Raw genomic sequence first — 22,944 nt, forward strand, 5'->3', positions numbered from 1 at the left:
TGTTAGTAAATATTAGCCCTATGTTGCTACAGAGCCCCTAATGTTTCAACGAGTAGAAGATCTTTTCTGCTAACCCAAGCGATATTCCGGGCACTTTCGCGATGTCATCGATGGTTGCCTGCTGCAACCCCTGCAAACCGCCCATATATTTGAGCAGCATCTGACGCCGTTTTGGCCCCACGCCTTCAATCGTCTCCAGCGTACTGGTGCTTTTCACCTTCGCTCGTTTCTTACGATGGCCTGAAATGGCGTGATCGTGCGATTCATCGCGAATATGTTGGATAACGTGCAGCGCCGGAGAATCCGACGGCAAGTTAAACCCCTCACCTTCCGGCTCGAAAAATAGCGTCTCCAGCCCAGCTTTACGATCGCTGCCCTTAGCAACGCCAAGGAGCAGAGGATGATGCTTATCCCACGGCACATCCAGTTCAGCGAAAACAGCCTTCGCTTGCCCAAGCTGCCCTTTCCCACCGTCAATCAGGATAACGTCGGGGATTTTACTTTCATCAATCGCCTTACCGTAACGACGGCGTAAAACCTGATTCATCGCGGCATAGTCATCGCCCGGGGTGATACCGGTAATATTATAGCGACGATACTCGGCTCGCAGCGGGCCATTGGCATCAAAGACCACGCAGGAAGCAACGGTCTGCTCACCCATCGTATGGCTAATATCAAAGCACTCCATCCGCTTAATCGCCGGCAGTTTAAGCGCTACGGCCAGCGCCTGAAGGCGTTGATGAACGGTGGACTGCTGCGACAGCTTGGTCGACAGCGCCGTCACCGCGTTGGTACGCGCCAGTTTTAAATAGCGAGCACGGTCACCGCGCGGTTTGGTTTGTACCTGAATTCGTCTACCCGCCATTTCGGATAACGAATCCGCCAGCAGCGTTTTATCTTTCAGCATGAAATCGAGCAGGATCTCTCCCGGCAAGGTTCGGACCTGGCTGCCCTGGAAGTAGAACTGGCCGACGAAGGTCTCCACCACTTCCCCAAGCTCGGTATCGTTCGGGACTTTCGGGAAGTAGCTACGGCTGCCCAGCACTTTGCCCTGGCGAATAAACAGCACATGGACGCAGGCCATCCCCGCCTCAAAGGCGACGCCGATAACGTCAAGATCGTCGCCGTTATTAGAGACAAACTGTTTCTCGGTCACCCGACGTACGGCCTGGATCTGATCGCGAATGCGAGCCGCTTCTTCAAACGCTAATTCCTGGCTGGCCTTTTCCATTCGCGCAATAAGCTGCGTGAGCACCTGATCGTCTTTGCCGGAAAGGAATAAACGCACGTAGTCGACCTGCTGCGCATATTCTTCCTCACTCACCAGCCCCTTCACGCACGGGCCAAGACAACGGCCAATTTGATACTGCAGGCAGGGGCGCGAACGGTTGCGGTAAACGCTGTTCTCGCACTGGCGAATCGGGAAGATTTTTTGCAACAGCGCCAGCGTTTCACGCACCGCATAGCCGTTCGGAAACGGCCCGAAGTATTCGCCTTTCGCATGTTTAGCGCCACGATGGGTCGCCAAACGCGGGTGCGTATCAGCACTCAGGAAAATAAAAGGATAAGATTTGTCGTCACGCAGCAAAACGTTGTAGCGCGGCTGATACAGCTTGATGTAGTTATGCTCAAGCAGCAGCGCTTCGGTCTCGGTATGGGTAACGGTGACATCAATCTGGGCGATTTGGGCGACCAGGGCTTCCGTTTTGCGGGAAGCTACGTTGGTACGAAAATAGCTGGCAAGACGCTTTTTCAGATCTTTAGCTTTGCCGACATAAATAACCGTGCCGCCGGCGTCATACATTCGATAAACGCCGGGCTGGCTGGTCACGGTTTTCAGAAAGGCTTTTGAATCAAAAACATCACTCACTGACTTGCTAACGACTCCGCATTGCACAGGCCATGGCGAATTGCCAGGTGGGTCAGCTCAACGTCACCGTGGATATTCAGCTTACTGAACATGCGGTAGCGATAGCTGTTTACCGTTTTAGGACTCAGACTCAGCTGCTCTGAGATCTCATTCACCTTCTGACCTTTAGTGATCATCAGCATAATCTGCAATTCACGTTCAGACAAACTGGCAAACGGGGATTCCGTCTTCTCCGGTTCAATCTGACTCAATGCCATTTGCTGTGCGATGTCCGAGGCAATATAGCGCTGCCCGGAGAACACGGAGCGAATAGCATTAACCACCTCTTGCGGTGCGGCGCCTTTGCTGAGATAACCCGCAGCACCCGCCTGCATCACTTTCGCTGGCAGTGGGTTTTCCGTGTGGACGGTTAACATAATGATTTTGGTATCGACCGCGGAACGCGCAATCTTACGCGTTGCCTCGAGGCCGCCAATCCCCGGCATGTTCATATCCATAAGCACAACATCAACAGGATTAGCACGGCACCACTTCACCGCATCTTCTCCACAGTTGGCTTCGCCAGTGACTCTAATACCTTTTATATCTTCGAGAATGCGTCGTATCCCTGCGCGCACCAGTTCGTGGTCATCAACAAGAAGGACGTTGATCAAAGGAATAATCTCCAGAATAGGGATAACGCTACTACTGCTTAATTCCCCCATAGTACCGGGTTTTATATCAACTGTGAAAGTCTAAAAATGCCAGAGCTTCGATTTCGATCTCGTTTTTGGAAATAATCATGTACATCTTCTGGAAAGTTCTAAAAAACAAGAAGATGCAGGGGCTGATGCCTACTACGTTTATCTGCTAAAGCGGTGTAAACAGAGACTTTGTCGTATATTTGATAATTACGACTTATAATATGTAACAACAATTAACGGAGCATGAACCATAATTAAACAATTCAACGCTAACTTGCTGTGTATACACTGTTAAATAATAATTAATATCAGATCTGAGCAGCGCGCAAAAAATCGTCACTCCTATTTTTCTTTAGGCTTGTGGTATACTGCGCCGCTTTCATAATCCGCATCGCGCATATTGCGCAGAAATCGTACGAGGCAATAAATGAGCACACCTGATTTTTCCACCGCTGAAAATAATCAAAATCTGGCACAGGAAGTTTCCTGCCTGAAATCTCTGCTGACCCTGATGCTGCAGGCTATGGGCCAGGCTGACGCGGGCCGTGTGATTATTAAGATGGAAAAGCAAATTGCGCAGTTAGAAGATGACGCTCAGGCTGCCGTATTTTCCAGCACCGTTAAGCAAATTAAACAAGCTTACCGCCAGTAATAATAAACCGGCTGTCAGCAGCATTGCTCACAGCCGGTTTGCGGTCTGGCACGCAGAACCTCGAAACAGCTCAGATCACGCCAATCGCCGCAGCATAGCAGGCAATCTGCGTTTTATTCGGCGCATTGAATTTCTTCTGCATGTTCTTCTGGTGAAAATTCACCGTATTTTCCGAAATAGCCAGAATCATCGAGATCTCCGCCGACGTTTTACCTTCCGCCGTCCATTTCAGAATTTCTAATTCACGCTTACTGAATTTCATTTCCCGCGGCATCACCATCTCATCTTCCAGACGTAATAATGCCAGCAGGCTCGATTCCAGCAGAATCTGTAAACGGAGCGCTATTTCATCTTCCGCGCGGGTATTACGTGAGGTACGCGTTCTCGACACCGACAAAAAGCCGTGAGCATGATTTGGCAACATCAAGCACTGCGTGGCACCGGTCAACAAGCCGTGATCGCGCGCAGCACTCCATAGCTCTGGCGCATCGCAAAACAGCTCGTCATTCCAGCGCAAATGGCCCAATGAAAAATTACCGGGTTTAAGCACCGGATCGATGGCCATATAGTTTGCTGACTTGTAGTGCGACATCCAGGCATCTGGATACGTGCTATACGCCGAAATTTTAGGCCGCGTGAAAGGCACAGGATGACGAACGCACAGGGCGAAGAAATCGTACTCCAGACGTTCCGTTTGCTGCTGGAGCAGCTGATAGATTTGGTCGCTTGCCGAAGCTGCCTGGAAAAGATGCAGCATTTCCCGCCGCCAACTGAAAAAATCATCGTCTCTCATCACTAACGAGAAACCCCCTGATTAAGAATCATTTTTATGAATACAGAAAACTAACACATAAATCTTATTTATATGTATAAAATATCATGCATCAACAAAATAAACCGAATTCACTCTATTTTCGTAACTCATGGCGCGATATTCCCGCAACCGGACGCTTTCAGCGATCATCAGATGGCATAATATCTACCTATTGATTAAGTATACTTAAGTAAAATTATTTATGAAAAACACGATGTCAGCGTTAGCCCATCATTTGCGATGGAAAATAAGTCATTAACTCGCGCCCTGACTCATCGAGCAGGGCGCGAAACTGCGCTACTGCATGAGGAATTTCTCAAGGAATTGACGGGTACGCGCTTGCTGCGGATTGGCAAACAGCGCCTTGGCTTCACCCTGTTCCACAATTCGCCCCTGATCCATAAAGATGGCTCTGTCAGCCACATCGCGAGCAAAACTCATCTCATGGGTCACAATCACCATTGTGCGCTTCTCCTGCGCCAGCGCGCGAATAGCGTTTAGCACCTCGCCGACCAGCTCAGGATCCAGCGCCGAGGTCGGCTCATCAAACAAAATGACGTCCGGACGCATCGCCAGCGCGCGGGCAATCGCCACACGCTGCTGCTGCCCGCCGGACAAACGCCGCGGATAGCTCTCCTCTTTCCCCACCAGCCCCACTTTCGCAAGCAGTTCACGGGCGCGGGCAATCGCCCCCGGCTTATCTTCCCCTTTGACGATAACCGGCCCTTCGATAATGTTCTCCAGCACCGTACGATGCGGGAACAGATTAAAGCTTTGGAAAACAAAACCAACATGCTGACGTAAACGGCGGATCAATCCTTTCTGCTGGCCGATAGGCTTCGCGGTATCAATGGTGATCTCCCCCACCCGAATGGTGCCGCTTTCCGGCTGTTCGAGCAGATTGATACTGCGCAGCAGCGTGGTTTTACCGGAACCACTTGGCCCGATGATTGCCACCACTTCCCCCTCTTCCACGTCAAGATCAATGCCGTGTAGCACCGTTTGACCGTGGAATTTTTTCACCAGGTTTTTGACTTCAATAGCACTCATTTCGGGTCTCGCTCCTGGCGGTTAAGCTGGTTTTCAAAATAGTTCTGCAGCGCCGACAGCACCGTCGCCATCACCCAGTAAATCAGCGAGGCGGCCAGATACATGGTAAACACTTCCAGCGTACGCGAAGTAATCAGCTGCGCCTGGCGGAACAGCTCCGGCACCTGAATGGTGGCGGCAAGCGAGGTATCCTTCACGAGGCTAATAAAGCTGTTCGACAGCGGCGGCAACGCCACGCGTGCGGCCTGCGGCAAAATTGCCCGGCGCAGCGTTTGCCACGGCGTCATGCCGATACTGGCGGCAGCTTCCCACTGCCCTTTATCGATAGACGAAATCGCCGCGCGCAGCGTTTCAGCCGCGTAGGCCGCCGTGTTGAGCGACAGGCCAATCATCGCCGACGGAATAGGATCCAGCTCAATACCAAACTGCGGCAGGCCGTAGTAGATCATAAACAGCTGTGCGATAAGCGGAGTACCGCGAAAAATCGAGATATAGCAGCGCGCCAGCCAGCGCACCGGCGCAATGGACGACATCCGCATCAGCGCGAGAATAAACCCCAGCAGCAGGCCAAAGAACATCCCGCCGATACTCAGCTGGAGGGTGAAAACAGCGCCTTTAAGCAAATACGGCGCGGAATCGATAATTAATTGAATACTTTCTTGCATGGGCGCGTTCTATTTAAATGTGAGGATGATAAGCGAACAGCGCTGGCGCACCGCCGGTATGAACAAACAGAATTGGCCCTTCATCTTTGAAGCGTTTCTGGCTGATACCATCAATAAGCCCCGCCATCGCTTTGCCGGTGTAAACCGGATCGAGCAAAATCCCTTCAAGACGTGCCAGCAGTTTCACCGCTTCCATGCCTTCATCGTTAGGAACACCATAGGCCGGGGCAAAATAGTCGTCCCACAGAGTGATCCCTGCGTTTACCGTGAGTTCAAGGCTGCGGGCGATTTCCTGCTGCAACGTCACCACTTTTGGCAACTGATCGGCCACTTTACGCGAGACGGTCACGCCAATCAGCTCAGCCTCTGGCATCACCTGTTCCAGCCCTACCGCCAGGCCTGCATGAGTGCCCGCGCTGCCGGACGCCACGACCACGGAAGAGATCGACACCGCCCCTTCGCACTGCTGAGCGATTTCCAGTGCGCTTTCCACATAGCCCAACGCACCCAGCGCATTTGAGCCACCCACCGGAATCACGTACGGGCGAAAACCCTGCGCTTCAATGCGCGTCGCCAGTTCGGCCAGCTGCGCATTCGGATCGGTCAGTGCGTCGCACATCTCAACCTGGGTATTGAACAAGTCGAGCAGCAGACGGTTGCCGTTGCTGAGATAGTTCTCTGCTTTGGTGCCCATCGGATTTTCCAACAGCGCCACGCAGTTAAGCCCCAGTTTCGCCGCCACCGCCGCCGTCTGGCGCACGTGGTTAGACTGAATCGCCCCAGCGGTCACCAGCGTGTCGGCTCCTTCGCGCAGCGCATCGGCGGCTAAAAATTCCAGCTTACGCAGCTTGTTGCCGCCCATCGCCAGCGGCGTGACGTCATCACGCTTAATGAAAATATCGCGGCCAATATAGTCAGAAAAACGCGGCAGGTATTCCAGCGGCGTTGGCGCGCCAATAAATTCCAGACGCGGAAAACGGGTTAAATTTTGCAGTGACATAGAATCTCCTTAGTCTCGTTTTTATTATGCGCTCTAAATAAAAAAAGGCGCCCTTTCAGCGCCTTTTTTAAATCAGTGCGATTATTGCGTGACGTCAGCACCGAACCATTTTTCAGACAGCGCCTTCAGGCTACCGTCTTTGTGCATGGCGTCAATAGCACCGTCCACCGCTTTCAGCAGATCTTCGTTACCTTTACGCAGCGCCACGCCGGATTCCTGACGAGAGAACGCATCACCGGCCACTGCCAGCGTATTGTTGGTTTTCTTCACCAGATCCAACGCGGCCAGGCGATCCACCAGAATGGCATTGATACGGCCTACACGCAGATCCTGGTATTTGGTCGGGTCATCATCGTAGGTGCGGATATCTACGCCCTGCACGTTTTGACGCAACCACTCTTCATAGTTGGTACCCAGACCAACGCCGACTTTTTTCCCTTTCAGGTCAGCCGCCGTTTTAATGGTGTCTTCACTGCCTTTTTTCACCAGCGCCTGAATCCCGGAGATGGTATACGGGGTGGAGAAGTCATACTTCTTCTGGCGCTCTGGCGAAATCGTCACCTGGTTGATGACCACGTCGATACGCTTAGAGTCGAGAGAAGCCAACATGCCGTCCCATTTGGTCGGCTTCAGATCGGCCTTCACGCCCAGGTGTTCTGCCAGTTCATTAGCAAACTCGACTTCAAAACCGGTCAGCTTGCCATCTTCACCCTGGAAACTGAACGGAGGATAGGTGCCTTCCAACCCAACGCGCAGCGTGCCGCGCTCTTTCACCTGGTTTAATAAATTCTCAGCAGCAAACGCCTGAACGCTTGCTCCCGCTACTAACGCAGCGGCCATTACGCCCATCAGCGCCTGACGACCCACAAACTTCAGCTTCATTATGCCCCCGAAAAGATTCACTTTTTTGCTAGTGTAAACCGTTCGCCATCAATGACAAACACCCATGAGATACATCTTATTCCAATTTAATATATATCAGAGGTTTCGCAGTCCGCGAAGTTTTGCTCGTCACGGGGCGCTATCTGCCGCTGAAAGCGCAGGTATTTGCGTAGCGCAATACGATAATTGTTGGTGCTGACCGTTGGCAGCCACTGCTCAAGCTGGTCTTCGGCGTGGCGCTCGCGCAGCAGCGTACGCGAAACCTGATGCTCATTGAGGTGGTTTCCCAACCGCCGCAAGCGCACCACATATTCACGCACCGTACCGGCGCTCATGTCCGTCTGTTCGAGGAGATATTGTTTAAAGCCGATGATATTGAAGAATGCGCTTTGTTCTTTACAGTGCAGGTCACCGCAGAAACGGCACAGGGCGGACCATGCGCTACGTTCCTGCTGCCACGCGATTTCATCCATGAGCGTATCCAGGCGAGAGATAGCGATTTTATTGACTATCTCCCCCTCACGAACCAGCGTGATGCGATCCAGCAGCTTATGACAATGTGCGCAATGCGTTTGGCTGTGTTTGAAGTCTTTCAGATAGCGGCTTAATGGCCGTCTTTTTACCTGCATCATTATGATAACTCCGGGTTTTCATTTCATAATGCGGCATTTTTGGTCCAACGTGATGTTATTCCAAACTACAACTTACCCAGCTTGATGCGCAGACGCTTGATCGCCTGGCTGTGCAGCTGACTGACGCGCGACTCCCCCACTTCCAGCACTGCGCCAATCTCTTTGAGATTAAGCTCTTCCTGGTAATAGAGGGTGAGCACCAACTTTTCACGCTCCGGCAAGGCTTCAATCGCCTCCATCACGCGCTGGCGTAAAGAGCCTTCCAGCAGTTGATGCAATGGGTTTTCGTGTTGATTCTCTTCCGTCACCAGCTCGATACTGTCGCCGTACTCTTCTCGCCACTCATCGTAGGAGAACAGCTGGCTGTTGTTGGTATCCAGCAGCACCTGACGGTACTCTTCAATCGCGATCCCCAATCGCTGCGCGACTTCAGTTTCCGTCGCATTTCGTCCCAGCTCTTGCTCAAGTTGACCCAGCGCTTGCGCAACTTCACGCGCGTTCCGCCGGACGCTACGCGGCACCCAATCGCGGCTGCGTAGTTCGTCCAGCATCGCCCCACGGATGCGTTGCACTGCGTAAGTGGTAAATGCCGTTCCTTGCAGAGCGTCATAGCGTTCAACAGCATTCAATAAGCCGATACCGCCCGCCTGGAGCAGATCGTCCAGTTCCACGCTCGCCGGCAAACGCACCTGAAGGCGCAGCGCTTCGTGACGCACCAGCGGCACATAGCGTTGCCATAGCGAGTGTTTATCCATTACACCTTCAGCGGTATACATTGAATTCACGATAAACAGCCCTGCATTAATATGAGTTATCGGCACGATTATCCGTTTCTACAGGCGTTTTAATCGATGGAACAGTGGGGAAAAGAGGGGTTTATTTGCAGAGTAAGTGAAATTCCATTAACAAAAAACCCCGCCGAAGCGGGGTTGGGTCATCAGGTTGCGGGAGATTAGCCCTGCAGCAGAGACAGAACCTGCTGTGGAACCTGGTTCGCTTTTGCCAGCACGGAGTTACCGGCCTGCTGAATGATCTGCGCTTTAGACATGTTCGACACTTCGGTCGCATAGTCGGCGTCCTGAATACGGGACTGCGCTTCAGACAGGTTGGTGGTGGTGTTGTTCAGGTTGGTTACCGCAGAATCCAGACGGTTCTGGATAGCACCCAGAGAAGAACGGAATTTGTCTACGGAAGCAATCGCTGCATCCAGTGCTTTCAGTGGATCGGTGGTGGACTGCTGGGATTTAGCCGCGTCAGCACTGATCAGGGTGGTAGCGCCGCCTGCAGTTTTGCCCAGGTAAACGTCCTGAGTCGTTGTAGTACCGCCAGCATCGGTGAAGGAAGCGGTCACTTCATCACCAGCAGCGTTTACATCGTATTGCTTACCGTTGATGGACAGGGTGCTGCCTTGCTTAGTAGCGCCCTGCAGATCCAGATCTGATTGCTTAGCAGCGCGGTTATCCAGCGTTGCAGCAGTGGTAAGTTGACCAGAGGAAGCATCAGTATATACGGTGGTGCCACCGAAGGTCGCACCAGTACCTGCCGGAGCGGAACTGCCAGTGGTTGTCAGAGTAACGTCTTTACCACCAACTTTTGTAGTGAAGGAAGCGTTACCATTTGCATCAGCAGTTCCAACCAGTGTCAGTTCAACACCAGCGACAGTAAATTTGGTGCCATCCGCTTTACCTACAGCATCCGCCGCCAAGGTCACAGCCTGAGCTGCGGTAAATTTAGCGGTGTTAGCGGTGGTGGCGTTAGCCGTGAATGAACCATCCACAGAGCTGATGTATTGTGCCGCGCCAGCAGAAGAAACCGCACCGGTAGAAACATCAACGTTATACGTGTTTGCACCAGCTTTATAATTGTCAGTACCGGTCGCGCCGAAATCAGAGATCAGCTCACCAGCAGTGACTTTCTTCGCGCCATCAACGTTGAAACCAGACAGACCCAGAGTCTGGGAGTCGATTTTCTTCAGGTCGATAGTGATGGTTTCGCCATCGTTCGCACCAACCTGAATTTTCATGGAGCCGTCTTTCGCCAGTACGTTCACGCCGTTGAACTGGGTTTGACCGGATACGCGGTCAATTTCAGACAGACGGGATTTGATTTCGTCCTGGATAGAAGACAGGTCAGAATCGGAGTTAGTACCGGTAGTTGCCTGAACGGTCAGCTCACGTACACGCTGTAAGTTGTTGTTGATTTCAGACAGAGCGCCTTCAGTGGTCTGCGCAACGGAGATACCGTCGTTGGCGTTACGTGCCGCCTGAGTCAGGCCTTTAATGTTGGAGGTGAAACGGTTAGCAATCGCCTGACCCGCTGCGTCATCCTTCGCGCTGTTGATACGCAAGCCAGAAGACAGACGCTCGATAGAACTGGACAGAGCAGACTGGTTCTTGTTGATGTTGTTCTGAGTGATCAGCGAGAGGCTGTTGGTATTAATGACTTGTGCCATGATTCGTTATCCTATATTTCAAGTCGTTGATTACGTAATGGGTTTTCACCCGTCGGCTCAATCGCCGTCAAACTTGTTATCGTCTGCCGCAAAACAACCTTTAGAATTTTTTTTAGTATTCCCGAATTTTTTTAGCCGCCGAATTACTCTTTTCTCTACCCCTTATTCCTGCCATTAAAAAAAAATGATTAAGGGTAAACTTTGTCGTATTCAGGCCGATAACCCAGTTATTCATTTTATATGTCGACATATTAAGGATTAAAAATGGCAAGCATTTCTTCATTGGGGATCGGATCGGGCCTGAAGCTAAGCGACATTCTGGATAGCCTGACAGCAGCAGAAAAATCAACGCTAACGCCGATTACAAAACAGCAGTCCTCTTACACGGCAAAACTCAGTGCTTATGGCACACTTAACAGTGCTCTGGTCTCTTTCCAGACAGCAAATACAGCTCTCTCTAAAGCGGACCTGTTTACGGCGACCACAACAACCAGCACGAGTGATGCATTTAGCGCTACGACTACCGGTAGCGCAATTGCTGGCAAGTACACCATCAGCGTTAGCCAACTCGCGCAAGCCCAAACTCTGACGACGGGTGTGCAAAAAGACAGCAAAGCAGCGCTCGCAACCAATGACAGTACCTTGACCATTCAACAAGGTGGCGACAAAAAGCCGGTCACTATTGATATCAGCGCGGCTAACTCTTCGTTAACCGGTATTCGCGATGCAATCAATAACGCCAAAGCCGGCGTAAGCGCCAGCGTCATCAACGTTGGTAACGGTGAATACCGTCTATCTATTACCTCGAACGAGACAGGTAAAGACAACGCCATGACCTTGAGCGTCAGCGGCGATAGCGCACTGCAGGGCGTTCTTGGCTATAACGGTACCAGCACTGATACCAGCAATGGGATGACTGAGAGCGTAACAGCGCAAAACTCCAAGCTCACAGTAAACAACGTTGCCATTGAAAACAGCAGCAATACCATCAGCGACGCCCTGGAAGACATAACGTTAAATCTGACCGACGTCACCAAAGGCAACCAAACGCTGACCATTGCCCAGGATACAACAAAAGCCCAAACAGCCATTAAAGATTGGGTTACGGCTTATAATGCACTGCAGGATACCTTCAGTACCCTGACCAAATACACTGCTGTTGATGCGGGCTCAGATGCGCAGGACACCAGTAATGGTGCTTTAATTGGCGACTCAACGCTACGCACTATCCAGACTCAGCTCAAAAGTGTTTTAAGCAACACGCTGAGTTCATCATCTTATAAAACACTTGCACAGATTGGTGTCACTTCCGATCCAAGTACCGGCCAACTAAAAGTTGATGACACCAAGCTCAGCGCAGCACTGCAAAAAGACTCTGCAGGTGTCGGTACGCTCATCGTCGGTGACGGTAAAAAAACAGGTATTACCACCGCTATTGGCAGCAACCTGACCAGTTGGCTCTCCACCACCGGGATTATTCAGGCGGCGAAAGATGGCGTCAGCAAAACGCTGAATAAGTTAACCAAAGAGTATAACTCCGCAAGCGATCTTATCGATCAGAAGGTCGCTCGCTATAAAGCACAGTTTACTCAGTTGGACGTAATGATGACCTCCTTAAATAGCACCAGCAGCTATTTAACCCAGCAGTTCGAATCCACCAGCAGCTCTAAATAATCATCACTATCAGGAGAGACGTCATGTACGGGGCAAAAGGTACGCAGGCCTACGCACAGATTGGAGTAGAAAGCGCAGTCATGAGCGCCAGCCAGCAGCAGCTTGTCACTATGCTGTTCGATGGTGCGCTCAGTGCGCTGATTCGTGCCCGCCTGTTTATGCAGGATGGCAACCTCGAGGGGAAAGGTCTTTCCCTGTCGAAAGCCATAAATATCATCGAGAACGGTTTAAAAATTGGCCTTGAGGAAGAGAGCAAAGATGAGCTGACGCAGAATATGTTGGCGCTCTACGCCTATATGGTCCGCCGTCTGCTGCAGGCCAATTTACGCAATGATAGCGGCGCGGTTGAAGAGGTCGAAGGCCTTATGCGCAATATCGCTGATGCCTGGAAGGAATCCTTACTTACGCCTAATTTAATTCAGGACGCCGTCTAATGAGCCACGCACCGCAGCTTTATCTCTCGTACCAGCAGCTGGTTGAAAAAAGCAACAGGATGCTGCGACTTGCCACGGAAGGTCTGTGGGACGAACTGATTGCCAGTGAAATGGAATACGTTAATGCGGTGCAGAAAATTGCTCAATTAACCGAGGACAGTCAGCCCAACGACCCACTTCAGGAACAGCTCCGTCCGCTACTACGCACCGTGCTGGATAATGAAAGTACCGTAAAGCGCTTGCTGCAGGCGCGAATGGACGAGCTTTCCAGACTGGTCGGCCAATCATCGATACAAAAAACGGTGATGAATACCTACGGCAATCAGGGCGGCTTCGTGCTGGTCCCACAGGATAATGTCGATCTGAACCATTAATTGGGTTCGCTCCGGCTATCGCGACGCCGGAGCGACATCGGCCTTAAGGCAGTACAGAGGCCAGCGGTGTTTTCGCTAATGCGGCCGCACACTCTACCGTTGGGCGCTCAACGCGATGCAACGTCATACCATCATAGTCCAGCGAATCGCCTTTACGTTCTACCGCATAAACGTCCAGCTTATTGGTGACGTTGTAGACTTCGTTATCGCGCAGGGTCAGTTTACCCGGTAGCGCAATCACTCGCTGCCACTGGCGACAATCCAGCGTATCACCCGCCCGCGTAATCACCAGGCTGCCCATCGCTTCCGGGCTCACCAGCGCGCGCTGCGGCCCGGTGGTCTGCCAGTAACCCGCCAGCCCTTCCGGCGCCGGTGTTTTGACAACCGTTGAGTAATCCTCGATCTGCGCACAGCCCGCCAGCGTCAGCAGCGCCGCTACAATGGCTAATTTTTTCATTATCCGTCCTGTTCCGGGAGAAAAATACAGCAACATTATAGCGTTAAACCCCCTGCCGTTTCACGGTAATTGACAATATCGGCAAGACAGGTGCAGCGAATGCTTTTTGGAAAATAAAGAGGAGGATGGGAAGTTTATGCAAAACGAAGGACGTCCGAATGAGACCTTCTCGCAAATGGCGTGAGAACTCGCGTTTGAACATAGCGGTGGCGACAATCTCGCCACCCACGTCGATTTACACCTGCATCCCCATCACTTCCTGGTACGCGCTCACCAGCTTATTGCGCACCTGAATGCCCATCTGCAATGACACCGACGCTTTTTGCAGGTCGGTCATCACATCATTGAGCGCAATGCCCGGCTCGCCCAGCGAGAACTTCTCCGCCTGCGTTCTGGCACTGGTTTGGATCTCGCTCACCCGATCCAGCGCTGCATGCAGCTGCCCGGCAAAGCTAATGGTTGGCTGTGTATCCACGCTTTGATTGCGCGCCATCGACGCCGTCGCCTGCAGTTGCGACAGAACGCCCTCAATACCCTGAATCGCCATCTTGACTCCCAGATTGATTTTAACCTGTGAACGAGCTTAGCAGTTTGTCAATAAGATAAAGGCGCTAAATAGCGCCATAAAAATGGGTTATTTGGGCCATCAAAAATCACAAAGCGTCAAATAATGGCATGGCTGTCTTTATGTGTTCTGACCTGGGAGTCTGCTTTGTTTTCGTTCACGTTTAACGCCATTGATCAGGATCGACGAGGTGCGCAATGAGCGCGAGTGCTACGGCCACACAAAATAAAACCCTTGAATGGGTGAACCGCCTGCGCGCCAATCCAAAAATTCCGCTGATGGTAGCGAGCGCTGCCGCGGTGGCAATTCTCGTCGCGATGGTACTGTGGGCCAAAACCCCCGACTATCGCACGCTGTTTAGCAACCTGTCCGACCAGGATGGCGGCGCTATTGTTACCCAACTCACCCAGATGAACGTCCCCTACCGTTTTGCGGATAACGGCGGCGCACTGGAAGTCCCTGCGGATAAAGTCCACGAACTGCGTCTTCGCCTGGCGCAATTGGGCCTGCCGAAAGGCGGCACCGTGGGCTTTGAGCTGTTGGATCAGGAAAAATTCGGCATCAGCCAGTTTAGCGAGCAGGTGAACTACCAGCGCGCGCTGGAAGGTGAACTGTCGCGTACCATCGAAACCCTCGGCCCGGTAAAAAGTGCCCGCGTGCATTTAGCGATGCCAAAACCGTCGCTGTTCGTGCGCGAGCAAAAAGCGCCGTCGGCGTCGATTACCGTCAACCTCGAACCGGGCCGCGCGCTCGATGAGGGGCAAATTTCTGCCGTCGTCCATCTGGTTTCCAGCGCCGTCGCTGGCCTGCCACCGGGTAACGTCACGTTGGTCGATCAGGGCGGGCATCTGTTGACCCAGTCCAATACCAGCGCCCGCGATCTGAACGATGCGCAGCTAAAATATACCGCTGACGTTGAAGCCCGCGTACAGCGCCGTATTGAAGCGATCCTCGGTCCGATTGTCGGCAACGGCAACGTTCACGCACAGGTAACCGCGCAGGTTAACTTCGATAATAAAGAACAAACCGACGAGCAGTACCGTCCCAACGGGGACACCACTCAGGCGGCCATTCGCTCCCGCCAGGTGAGTGAAAGCGATCAAAGCGGTAGCCCCTATCCGGGCGGCGTGCCGGGCGCACTGTCCAATACCCCGGCACCGGCACCGTCAGCGCCGATTGCCACGCAGACGGCCAACCAAAACGCCAATCAGGCGGCTAACGGCCAGAATACCGCCACCCGCAATACCACGACCGGCCCACGCAACACGCAGCGCAGCGAAACCAGCAACTACGAAGTTGACCGCACCATCATGCATACCAAAAAGAACGTCGGCGATGTCCAGCGTCTGTCGGTGGCCGTGGTGGTCAACTATCGCAATCTGCCGACCGGCAAACCGCTGCCGCTGACCAGCGACCAGATGAAACAGATCGAGGATCTGACCCGCGAAGCAATGGGCTTCTCCACCACCCGTGGCGATACCCTGAACGTGGTCAATTCGCCGTTCACCGATAGCGATGATTCCGGTGGCGAACTGCCGTTCTGGAAACAACAGTCATTTATCGATCAGCTGATGGCCGCTGGCCGCTGGCTACTGGTCCTGATCGTGGCGTGGCTGCTGTGGCGTAAAGCCATTAAACCGCAGCTGGCGCGCCGCGAACAGCAGGCTCAGGCCGCCGTTGAACAGAACAAAGCCCAACAAGAAATTCAGGAAGCCGTTGAGGTACGCCTGAGTAAAGATGAACAGACACAGCAACGCCGTGCCAACCAGCGCCTGGGTGCTGAAGTGATGAGCCAGCGTATTCGTGAGATGTCTGATAACGATCCGCGCGTCGTGGCGCTGGTCATTCGCCAATGGATGAATAACGACCATGAGTAATCTTTCTGGAATCGACAAAAGCGTCATTTTGCTGATGACGATTGGCGAAGATCGTGCCGCTGAGGTGTTCAAGCACCTCAGCACTCGCGAAGTGCAGCAGCTCAGTACCGCGATGGCCAACGTCAAACAGATCTCCAACAAACAGCTAACCGACGTGCTGGCCGAGTTTGAGCAGGAAGCGGAACAGTTCGCCGCGCTCAGCGTCAATGCCAACGAATACCTTCGTTCGGTACTGGTGAAAGCGCTGGGCGAAGAACGCGCCTCCAGCCTGCTGGAAGATATTCTCGAAACCCGCGAAACCACCAGCGGTATCGAAACGCTCAACTTTATGGAGCCGCAGAGCGCGGCCGATATTATCCGCGACGAGCATCCGCAGATCATCGCCACCATCCTTGTGCACCTTAAACGTGGCCAGGCGGCCGATATTCTGGCGTTGTTTGATGAACGCCTGCGTCACGATGTGATGCTGCGTATTGCGACCTTCGGCGGCGTGCAGCCAGCGGCGCTGGCGGAACTGACCGAAGTGCTGAACAACCTGCTCGACGGCCAGAACCTCAAACGCAGCAAAATGGGCGGCGTGAGAACGGCGGCAGAGATCATCAACCTGATGAAAACGCAGCAGGAAGAAGCGGTTATTACCGCCGTACGCGAATTCGATGGCGATCTGGCGCAGAAAATTATCGACGAGATGTTCCTGTTCGAAAACCTGGTGGAAGTCGACGATCGCAGTATCCAGCGCCTGCTGCAGGAAGTGGATTCCGAATCGTTGCTTATCGCTCTCAAAGGCTCCGAGCCGCCGCTACGCGAGAAGTTCCTGCGCAATATGTCCCAGCGTGCTGCCGACATCCTGCGCGACGACCTCGCCAACCGTGGCCCGGTACGTCTGTCCCAGGTGGAGAACGAACAGAAAGCGATTCTGCTGATCGTTCGTCGACTGGCGGAAACCGGCGAGATGGTAATTGGCAGCGGAGACGACACCTATGTCTGATACCACGCCGTGGAAAGTCTGGCAGCCTGACGATCTCGCGCCACCGGCGGTGGCCGAGTTCACCCCGCTCTCCGTTGATGAACCCGACGGCGAGCCGCAGGAGGAGATTTCTGCCGAACAGCTGCAACAGCAGCAATTGGCTCAGCTACAGATTCAGGCCCATGAACAGGGCTATCAGGCAGGGCTGCGTGAAGGCCACGCCGCCGGACAGCAGCAAGGCTATCAGGAAGGTCTGGCACAGGGGCGGGAACAAGGACTGGAACAAGCGAGGCAAGAACAAGCACCGATTCACACCCGGATGCAGCAGCTGGCAAGCGAATTTCAGCACACGCTGGATACGCTCGACAGCGTTATCGCTTCCCGCCTGATGCAAATGGCGCTGGAAGCAGCTCGGCAGATTGTCGGCCAGGTGCCGGTAGTGGACAACACCGCGCTGATTAAACAGATTCAATCGTTGCTGCAGCAAGAACCGCTGTTTACCGGCAAGCCGCAGCTGCGCGTGAGCCCGGAAGATTTACCCCGCGTCGAAGAGATGCTCGGCGCCACGCTGAATTTACACGGCTGGCGCCTGCGCGGTGACCCGACGCTGCACCCCGGCGGCTGTAAAGTCTCTGCTGATGAGGGCGATCTTGATGCCAGCGTTGCCACCCGCTGGCAGGAATTGTGCCGCCTGGCGGCACCGGGAGCCTGCTAATGACCGTGCGTCTGACTCGCTGGCTCAATACCTTAGACAACTTTGAGGCGCGCATCGCGCAGCTGCCCGCCGTACGCCGCTACGGTCGGTTAGTTCGCGCCACCGGTCTGGTACTGGAAGCCACCGGGCTACAGCTGCCGCTGGGTGCCACCTGCATTATTGAACGCCAACAGGGCACAGAAACGCAGGAAGTGGAAAGCGAAGTGGTGGGCTTTAACGGCCAGCGTCTGTTTTTGATGCCGCTGGAAGAGGTCGAGGGAATCTTACCTGGCGCGCGCGTCTACGCCCGCAATATTACCGGGGAAGGTCTGCAAAGCGGCAAACAGCTGCCGCTTGGCCCGGCGCTACTCGGCCGCGTGCTCGACGGCAGCGGCAAACCGCTGGACGGCCTGCCGGCACCAGATACCACTGAAACCGGGGCGCTGATTACTCAGCCGTTTAACCCACTGCAGCGTACGCCTATCGAGCACGTGCTGGATACCGGCGTGCGGCCGATCAACGCCCTGCTCACCGTCGGCCGCGGCCAGCGTATGGGGCTGTTTGCCGGTTCCGGCGTCGGTAAAAGCGTGCTGCTTGGCATGATGGCGCGCTATACCCGCGCCGATGTGATTGTGGTTGGACTTATTGGTGAACGTGGCCGCGAAGTTAAAGATTTTATCGAGAATATTCTCGGCACCGAAGGGCGCGCCCGTTCGGTGGTGATTGCCGCTCCGGCTGACGTTTCGCCGCTGCTGCGTATGCAAGGTGCCGCGTACGCCACCCGCGTGGCGGAAGATTTCCGCGATCGCGGCCAGCACGTGCTGCTGATTATGGACTCCCTTACCCGCTACGCGATGGCGCAGCGTGAAATCGCCCTGGCTATCGGCGAACCGCCGGCAACCAAAGGCTATCCGCCGTCGGTCTTCGCTAAGCTACCGGCACTGGTTGAACGCGCCGGTAACGGTATCAGCGGCGGTGGTTCTATCACCGCATTCTATACGGTACTGACCGAAGGTGATGATCAGCAGGACCCGATTGCCGACTCGGCGCGCGCCATTCTCGACGGCCATATCGTCCTGTCGCGACGGCTGGCGGAAGCCGGACACTATCCGGCAATTGATATTGAAGCGTCGATTAGCCGCGCCATGACCGCGTTAATTAGCGAAGAACATTACGCGCGCGTTCGGCACTTTAAGCAGCTGCTTTCCAGCTTCCAGCGTAACCGTGACCTGATAAGCGTCGGTGCCTATGCCAAAGGCAGCGACCCGATGCTGGATAAAGCCATTACGCTCTGGCCGCAGCTGGAGGCATTTTTACAGCAAGGCATTCTTGAAAAAGCAGACTGGGAATCCTCAATCCTGAACCTGGAATTGATATTCCCAACGTCGTTACCCTAAATAATTCGAGTGACATGAAGGCGGCAAGAGCGTGAATCCCCAGGAGCTGACTGAAGTCAGTGACTGGGGTGAACGAACGCAGCCAACCCACATGCCACTCGAAGTATGACGGGTAGAGTGAAGCAAGAGGATCACAAACATGGCGCAGCATGGTGCATTAGCAACGCTTAAAGAATTGGCAGAAACCGATGTTGATAACGCCGCCCTGGTACTGGGCGAAATGCGACGCGGCTGCCAGCAGGCGGAAGAACAGCTGAAAATGTTGATGGACTACCAGCTTGAATATCAGAACAACCTGAACAACGACATGAGTCAGGGTATCGCCAGTCTACGCTGGCAGAACTACCAACAGTTTATCCAGACGCTTGAGAAGGCCATTGACCAACACCGCCAGCAGTTAATCCAGTGGAATAACAAGGTGGAACAGGCGCTGACCTTCTGGCGAGAGAAAAAACAGCGCTTGCAGGCATGGCAAACGCTACAGGACAGGCAGGCCTCCGCGGAGTTGTTGGCGGAAAACCGCCTTGACCAGAAGAAGATGGATGAGTTTGCCCAACGCGCTACCTTGAGGAAACCCGAATGATCACTCTGCCTAACCTTGCCGTCAGCGATGCAAATCTGACCGGCGCTGATACTGCGGCAAAAACCACAGGGAGCCCTGAGGACTTTCTCGCGCTGCTGGCGGGTGCGCTCACCCAGCTTCCCGGAACAGGAGGTGGGAAAGTCGCGCAGCTGGCCAACGAAGATGTCGATACATCACGCGACCTCAAAACGCCGACGCAATCACTCACCCAATGGCTGATGCAGCAGGATGCCGCCAGCACCACCGGCGATGTCGACTTGACGACGGCCGGCGATGCGCAAACGCTGTTAAGTTCATTAGCCGCGCATTTAAAAGGCGAGCTCAAAGCGGGCAAAGAGGGAACGCAAACCGGCGACAGCGATGACAAAACGGCTGAGAGCAAACTGAGCGATGATGAGCTGAAAAGCCTCAGCGCGCTGATGGCCATGCTGCCGGTCACGCCTCAGGTGCAGCAAACAGCCAGCACCGCCACGCCAACGCAGACAACCGATGCGCTCAATACGCTGAGCACAGCGTTGAACCGCAGCGGTGGTAAGATGGAAGGCTTTGTGGATGTGAAAAGTACGCCCGCATCACAGCCGCAAACTGAAGCCCGCGCCCTATCGGCAGATTCCGCATTTATGATCCCATCGCAAAAGGCAGAAGCTGAAAGCGTCCCTAGCCCAGCCGCACCGACGTCCGCACTGACCCCGGTGAGCGCACAAACCGTTACGCCTGCCGCCGCGTCGGCCGCAGCGGCTACCGCCAATATTCATGCCCAATTGGGTACGCCGGACTGGCAACAAAACGTCAGCCAGCATATCACCCTGTTTACTCGCCAGGGTCAGCAGACCGCAGAACTGCGTCTGCACCCGGAGTCGCTGGGCCAGGTGCATATCACGCTCAAAGTCGAAGATAACCTCGCACAAATCCAGATGGCATCACCGCACAGCCACGTGCGCGCCGCGCTGGAAGCGGCACTACCGGTTCTGCGCAGCCAGCTTGAAGATAATGGCATTCAACTGGGACAAAGTAACATCAGCAGCGATGGCTTTGCCGGACAACAGCAGCAGTCGTCATCCCAACACGCTTTCGCGTCGCGGGGCGATGCAAACACCGCTGACGGCCAGGAAGATGGCGATGTGCTGAGCGTCCCTGCGGCCTTGCAATCCGCCGCCCGCGGTGACAACGCAGTAGACATCTTTGCTTAAACGCCCGAGGTAACATGATTATTCCCGTCTTTTCCACGCTTTGACCCGCGCGGGAGGCGGGATAATCATCTGATAAGCAGTACTAAAAGGAAGACCGTTTCAGATGACTGACACCACAATCACTAAAAAGAGCAAACGCTCTATCTGGATCCCGCTACTGGTGCTGGTAACGCTTGCTGCCTGCGCCACCGCGGGCTACAGCTACTGGCGTTTTGAAAACAAGACCGCTGAAGCGGCGCCAAAAGAAGCCCCGCCGCCGGCCGCTCCGGTCTTTTTCCCACTCGATACCTTTACGGTTAACCTGGGCGATGCCGATCGTGTGCTCTATGTGGGTGTCACGCTGCGCATGAAGGGTGAAGCCGACCGCGCGCGTTTAAACGACTATCTGCCGGAAGTGCGTAGCCGGATGCTGCTGTTGCTGTCGCGTCAGGATGCGACCAAGCTTGCCACCGATGATGGCAAGAAGCAGCTCGCCGCCGATATTAAAGCGACGCTGAGCGCACCGCTGATTGCCGGTCAGCCTAAACAGGATATTACCGACGTCCTGTACACCGCCTTTATTCTGCGATAGCGCTATGGGCGACAGTATTCTTTCTCAGGCCGAAATTGATGCGCTGCTCAACGGTGACAGCGATAACGCCAGCGAGCCTCTGGCGCGTGCAGCGGGCGAAGATGACATTCGCCCCTACGACCCCAATACGCAGCGCCGCGTCGTTCGTGAACGCTTGCAGGCGCTGGAGATCATTAACGAGCGTTTTGCGCGCCACTTCCGTATGGGGTTGTTTAACCTGCTGCGCCGTAGTCCGGACATTACCGTGGGGGCCATTCGTATTCAGCCCTACCATGAGTTTGCCCGTAACCTGCCGGTGCCGACCAACCTTAACCTTATCCATTTAAAACCGCTGCGCGGCACTGGCCTGGTGGTCTTTTCGCCAAGCCTGGTCTTTATTGCCGTCGATAACCTGTTCGGTGGTGATGGTCGTTTCCCCACAAAAGTTGAGGGGCGCGAATTTACCCATACCGAGCAGCGCGTGATTAACCGCATGCTGAAGCTGGCGCTCGAAGGCTATAGCGACGCATGGAAGGCGATTAACCCGCTGGAAGTGGAGTATGTGCGTTCGGAGATGCAGGTGAAATTCACCAACATCACCACGTCCCCCAACGATATCGTGGTCAATACACCGTTCCACGTGGAAATCGGCAACCTGACCGGCGAGTTCAATATCTGCCTGCCGTTCAGCATGATTGAGCCGCTGCGCGAGCTGTTGGTGAACCCGCCGCTGGAAAACTCACGCCACGAAGATCAAAACTGGCGGGAAAACCTGGTACGTCAGGTGCAGCACTCGGAGCTGGAACTGGTGGCGAACTTCGCCGATATCTCGCTGCGTTTATCACAAATACTCAAATTAAAACCCGGTGATGTCCTGCCGATAGAGAAGCCCGATCGCATTATTGCTCATGTCGATGGCGTACCCGTGCTCACCAGTCAGTACGGTACCGTCAACGGCCAGTATGCGCTGCGCGTAGAACATTTGATCAACCCGATTTTGAATTCGCTGAACGAGGAACAGCCCAAATGAGTGATATGAATACTCCACCCGATGACAACAGCGGATCCGTGGACGATCTGTGGGCTGAAGCGCTGAACGAGCAACAAACAACCAGCAGCAAAAGCGCTGCCGATGCGGTGTTCCAGCAGCTTGGCGGTGGCGATGTCAGCGGCACGCTGCAGGATATCGACCTGATTATGGATATCCCGGTCAAACTGACCGTGGAACTGGGCCGCACCCGAATGACCATTAAAGAGCTGCTGCGCCTGACGCAAGGGTCTGTTGTGGCGCTGGACGGCCTGGCGGGCGAACCGCTGGATATTCTGATTAACGGTTATCTGATTGCCCAGGGTGAAGTGGTCGTCGTTGCCGATAAATACGGCGTGCGTATCACCGATATCATTACGCCATCAGAACGTATGCGTCGCTTGAGCCGTTAATATGAAACCCCAGCCTGGCACCACTCATTCGACATCCAACAC

At 54.0% G+C, this 22,944-nt stretch carries 25 protein-coding genes; 13 read left to right on the forward strand and 12 right to left on the reverse strand.

Annotation, left to right across the window (positions count from 1 at the left end; translation table 11 throughout):
• Window positions 1-37: 37 nt before the first annotated feature.
• Entirely contained in the window at window positions 38-1,870 is a 1,833-nt protein-coding gene (gene uvrC / locus KP80_RS10070; RefSeq protein ID WP_052283511.1) for an excinuclease ABC subunit UvrC, read from the reverse strand.
• Entirely contained in the window at window positions 1,867-2,523 is a 657-nt protein-coding gene (uvrY, locus tag KP80_RS10075; protein ID WP_052283512.1) for a UvrY/SirA/GacA family response regulator transcription factor, read from the reverse strand. Before uvrY ends, uvrC begins: the two co-directional genes overlap by 4 nt.
• Window positions 2,524-2,980: 457 nt before the next feature.
• Here uvrY and KP80_RS10080 point away from each other — a divergent pair, with 457 nt between their 5' ends.
• Window positions 2,981-3,205: a DUF2594 family protein gene (locus tag KP80_RS10080; protein ID WP_052283513.1), complete on the forward strand. Its 225-nt coding sequence runs from the start codon at window positions 2,981-2,983 to the stop codon at window positions 3,203-3,205.
• A gap of 70 nt (window positions 3,206-3,275) precedes the next feature.
• Here the strand turns inward: KP80_RS10080 and sdiA are convergent, their stop codons facing one another.
• The 8 genes from sdiA to KP80_RS10120 all read right to left on the reverse strand — a co-directional run bounded on the left by sdiA (window position 3,276) and on the right by KP80_RS10120 (window position 10,700).
• Window positions 3,276-3,998, reverse strand: coding sequence for a transcriptional regulator SdiA (sdiA, locus tag KP80_RS10085; protein WP_052283514.1), 723 nt, complete (start codon window positions 3,996-3,998; stop codon window positions 3,276-3,278).
• Window positions 3,999-4,316: 318 nt separating this feature from the next.
• Window positions 4,317-5,069 (reverse strand): L-cystine ABC transporter ATP-binding protein TcyN, encoded by a 753-nt coding sequence (gene tcyN / locus KP80_RS10090; protein ID WP_052283515.1) that lies wholly within the window; start codon window positions 5,067-5,069, stop codon window positions 4,317-4,319.
• Complete coding sequence (tcyL, locus tag KP80_RS10095; RefSeq protein WP_052283516.1) at window positions 5,066-5,734, reverse strand: cystine ABC transporter permease; 669 nt, start codon at window positions 5,732-5,734, stop codon at window positions 5,066-5,068. Before tcyL ends, tcyN begins: the two co-directional genes overlap by 4 nt.
• Before the next feature lie 13 nt (window positions 5,735-5,747).
• The gene (gene dcyD / locus KP80_RS10100) at window positions 5,748-6,734 is read right to left on the reverse strand and encodes a D-cysteine desulfhydrase (RefSeq protein ID WP_052283517.1); all 987 of its coding nucleotides are present in this window, start codon (window positions 6,732-6,734) and stop codon (window positions 5,748-5,750) included.
• Window positions 6,735-6,815: 81 nt separating this feature from the next.
• On the reverse strand, window positions 6,816-7,616 hold the full coding sequence (tcyJ, locus tag KP80_RS10105) for a cystine ABC transporter substrate-binding protein (RefSeq protein ID WP_052283518.1): 801 nt from the start codon (window positions 7,614-7,616) through the stop codon (window positions 6,816-6,818).
• An 86-nt stretch (window positions 7,617-7,702) separates the two neighbouring features.
• Window positions 7,703-8,254: a flagella biosynthesis regulatory protein FliZ gene (gene fliZ, locus KP80_RS10110; RefSeq protein ID WP_052283519.1), complete on the reverse strand. Its 552-nt coding sequence runs from the start codon at window positions 8,252-8,254 to the stop codon at window positions 7,703-7,705.
• A 59-nt stretch (window positions 8,255-8,313) separates the two neighbouring features.
• Window positions 8,314-9,033, reverse strand: coding sequence for an RNA polymerase sigma factor FliA (locus tag KP80_RS10115; protein WP_052283601.1), 720 nt, complete (start codon window positions 9,031-9,033; stop codon window positions 8,314-8,316).
• Between the two features lie 167 nt (window positions 9,034-9,200).
• The gene (locus tag KP80_RS10120) at window positions 9,201-10,700 is read right to left on the reverse strand and encodes a flagellin (protein WP_052283520.1); all 1,500 of its coding nucleotides are present in this window, start codon (window positions 10,698-10,700) and stop codon (window positions 9,201-9,203) included.
• 264 nt (window positions 10,701-10,964) lie between these two features.
• On the opposite strand from KP80_RS10120, the gene fliD reads away from it, so the two are divergent.
• Genes fliD through fliT form a run of 3 tightly spaced genes read left to right on the forward strand, consistent with a single transcriptional unit; the run spans window position 10,965 to window position 13,182 of the window.
• Window positions 10,965-12,374, forward strand: coding sequence for a flagellar filament capping protein FliD (fliD, locus tag KP80_RS10125; protein ID WP_052283521.1), 1,410 nt, complete (start codon window positions 10,965-10,967; stop codon window positions 12,372-12,374).
• Between the two features lie 23 nt (window positions 12,375-12,397).
• A complete protein-coding gene (fliS, locus tag KP80_RS10130; protein WP_052283522.1) occupies window positions 12,398-12,808 on the forward strand; it encodes a flagellar export chaperone FliS in 411 nt (136 codons plus the stop codon).
• Entirely contained in the window at window positions 12,808-13,182 is a 375-nt protein-coding gene (fliT, locus tag KP80_RS10135; RefSeq protein ID WP_052283523.1) for a flagella biosynthesis regulatory protein FliT, read from the forward strand. The genes fliS and fliT overlap by 1 nt, the downstream gene beginning before the upstream one ends.
• A 43-nt stretch (window positions 13,183-13,225) precedes the next feature.
• Here fliT and yedD read toward each other — a convergent pair whose 3' ends face one another.
• On the reverse strand, window positions 13,226-13,639 hold the full coding sequence (gene yedD, locus KP80_RS10140; RefSeq protein ID WP_052283524.1) for a lipoprotein YedD: 414 nt from the start codon (window positions 13,637-13,639) through the stop codon (window positions 13,226-13,228).
• Between the two features lie 235 nt (window positions 13,640-13,874).
• Window positions 13,875-14,186, reverse strand: a complete 312-nt coding sequence (fliE, locus tag KP80_RS10150; RefSeq protein WP_052283526.1) for a flagellar hook-basal body complex protein FliE — start codon at window positions 14,184-14,186, stop codon at window positions 13,875-13,877.
• Window positions 14,187-14,401: 215 nt separating this feature from the next.
• On the opposite strand from fliE, the gene fliF reads away from it, so the two are divergent.
• The 9 genes from fliF (at window position 14,402) to fliN (ending at window position 22,902) form a co-directional block, all read left to right on the forward strand.
• The gene (gene fliF / locus KP80_RS10155) at window positions 14,402-16,081 is read left to right on the forward strand and encodes a flagellar basal-body MS-ring/collar protein FliF (protein WP_052283527.1); all 1,680 of its coding nucleotides are present in this window, start codon (window positions 14,402-14,404) and stop codon (window positions 16,079-16,081) included.
• Window positions 16,074-17,069, forward strand: coding sequence for a flagellar motor switch protein FliG (gene fliG, locus KP80_RS10160; protein WP_052283528.1), 996 nt, complete (start codon window positions 16,074-16,076; stop codon window positions 17,067-17,069). Before fliF ends, fliG begins: the two co-directional genes overlap by 8 nt.
• Complete coding sequence (fliH, locus tag KP80_RS10165; protein WP_052283529.1) at window positions 17,062-17,763, forward strand: flagellar assembly protein FliH; 702 nt, start codon at window positions 17,062-17,064, stop codon at window positions 17,761-17,763. Before fliG ends, fliH begins: the two co-directional genes overlap by 8 nt.
• The gene (gene fliI / locus KP80_RS10170; protein WP_052283530.1) at window positions 17,763-19,139 is read left to right on the forward strand and encodes a flagellar protein export ATPase FliI; all 1,377 of its coding nucleotides are present in this window, start codon (window positions 17,763-17,765) and stop codon (window positions 19,137-19,139) included. The genes fliH and fliI overlap by 1 nt, the downstream gene beginning before the upstream one ends.
• A gap of 139 nt (window positions 19,140-19,278) precedes the next feature.
• Window positions 19,279-19,722: a flagellar export protein FliJ gene (gene fliJ / locus KP80_RS10175; RefSeq protein ID WP_052283531.1), complete on the forward strand. Its 444-nt coding sequence runs from the start codon at window positions 19,279-19,281 to the stop codon at window positions 19,720-19,722.
• A complete protein-coding gene (locus tag KP80_RS10180) occupies window positions 19,719-20,912 on the forward strand; it encodes a flagellar hook-length control protein FliK (RefSeq protein ID WP_052283532.1) in 1,194 nt (397 codons plus the stop codon). Before fliJ ends, KP80_RS10180 begins: the two co-directional genes overlap by 4 nt.
• 103 nt (window positions 20,913-21,015) lie before the next feature.
• Window positions 21,016-21,483: a flagellar basal body-associated protein FliL gene (gene fliL, locus KP80_RS10185; protein ID WP_052283533.1), complete on the forward strand. Its 468-nt coding sequence runs from the start codon at window positions 21,016-21,018 to the stop codon at window positions 21,481-21,483.
• 4 nt (window positions 21,484-21,487) lie between these two features.
• Window positions 21,488-22,492 carry a flagellar motor switch protein FliM gene (fliM, locus tag KP80_RS10190; RefSeq protein ID WP_052283534.1) on the forward strand — a complete coding sequence of 335 codons (1,005 nt, stop codon included), beginning with the start codon at window positions 21,488-21,490 and terminating at the stop codon, window positions 22,490-22,492.
• A complete protein-coding gene (gene fliN, locus KP80_RS10195) occupies window positions 22,489-22,902 on the forward strand; it encodes a flagellar motor switch protein FliN (protein WP_052283535.1) in 414 nt (137 codons plus the stop codon). The genes fliM and fliN overlap by 4 nt, the downstream gene beginning before the upstream one ends.
• Window positions 22,903-22,944: the final 42 nt, after the last annotated feature.

This window comes from Kluyvera genomosp. 1, assembly GCF_001266615.1.
GTDB lineage: Bacteria > Pseudomonadota > Gammaproteobacteria > Enterobacterales > Enterobacteriaceae > Kluyvera > Kluyvera cryocrescens_A.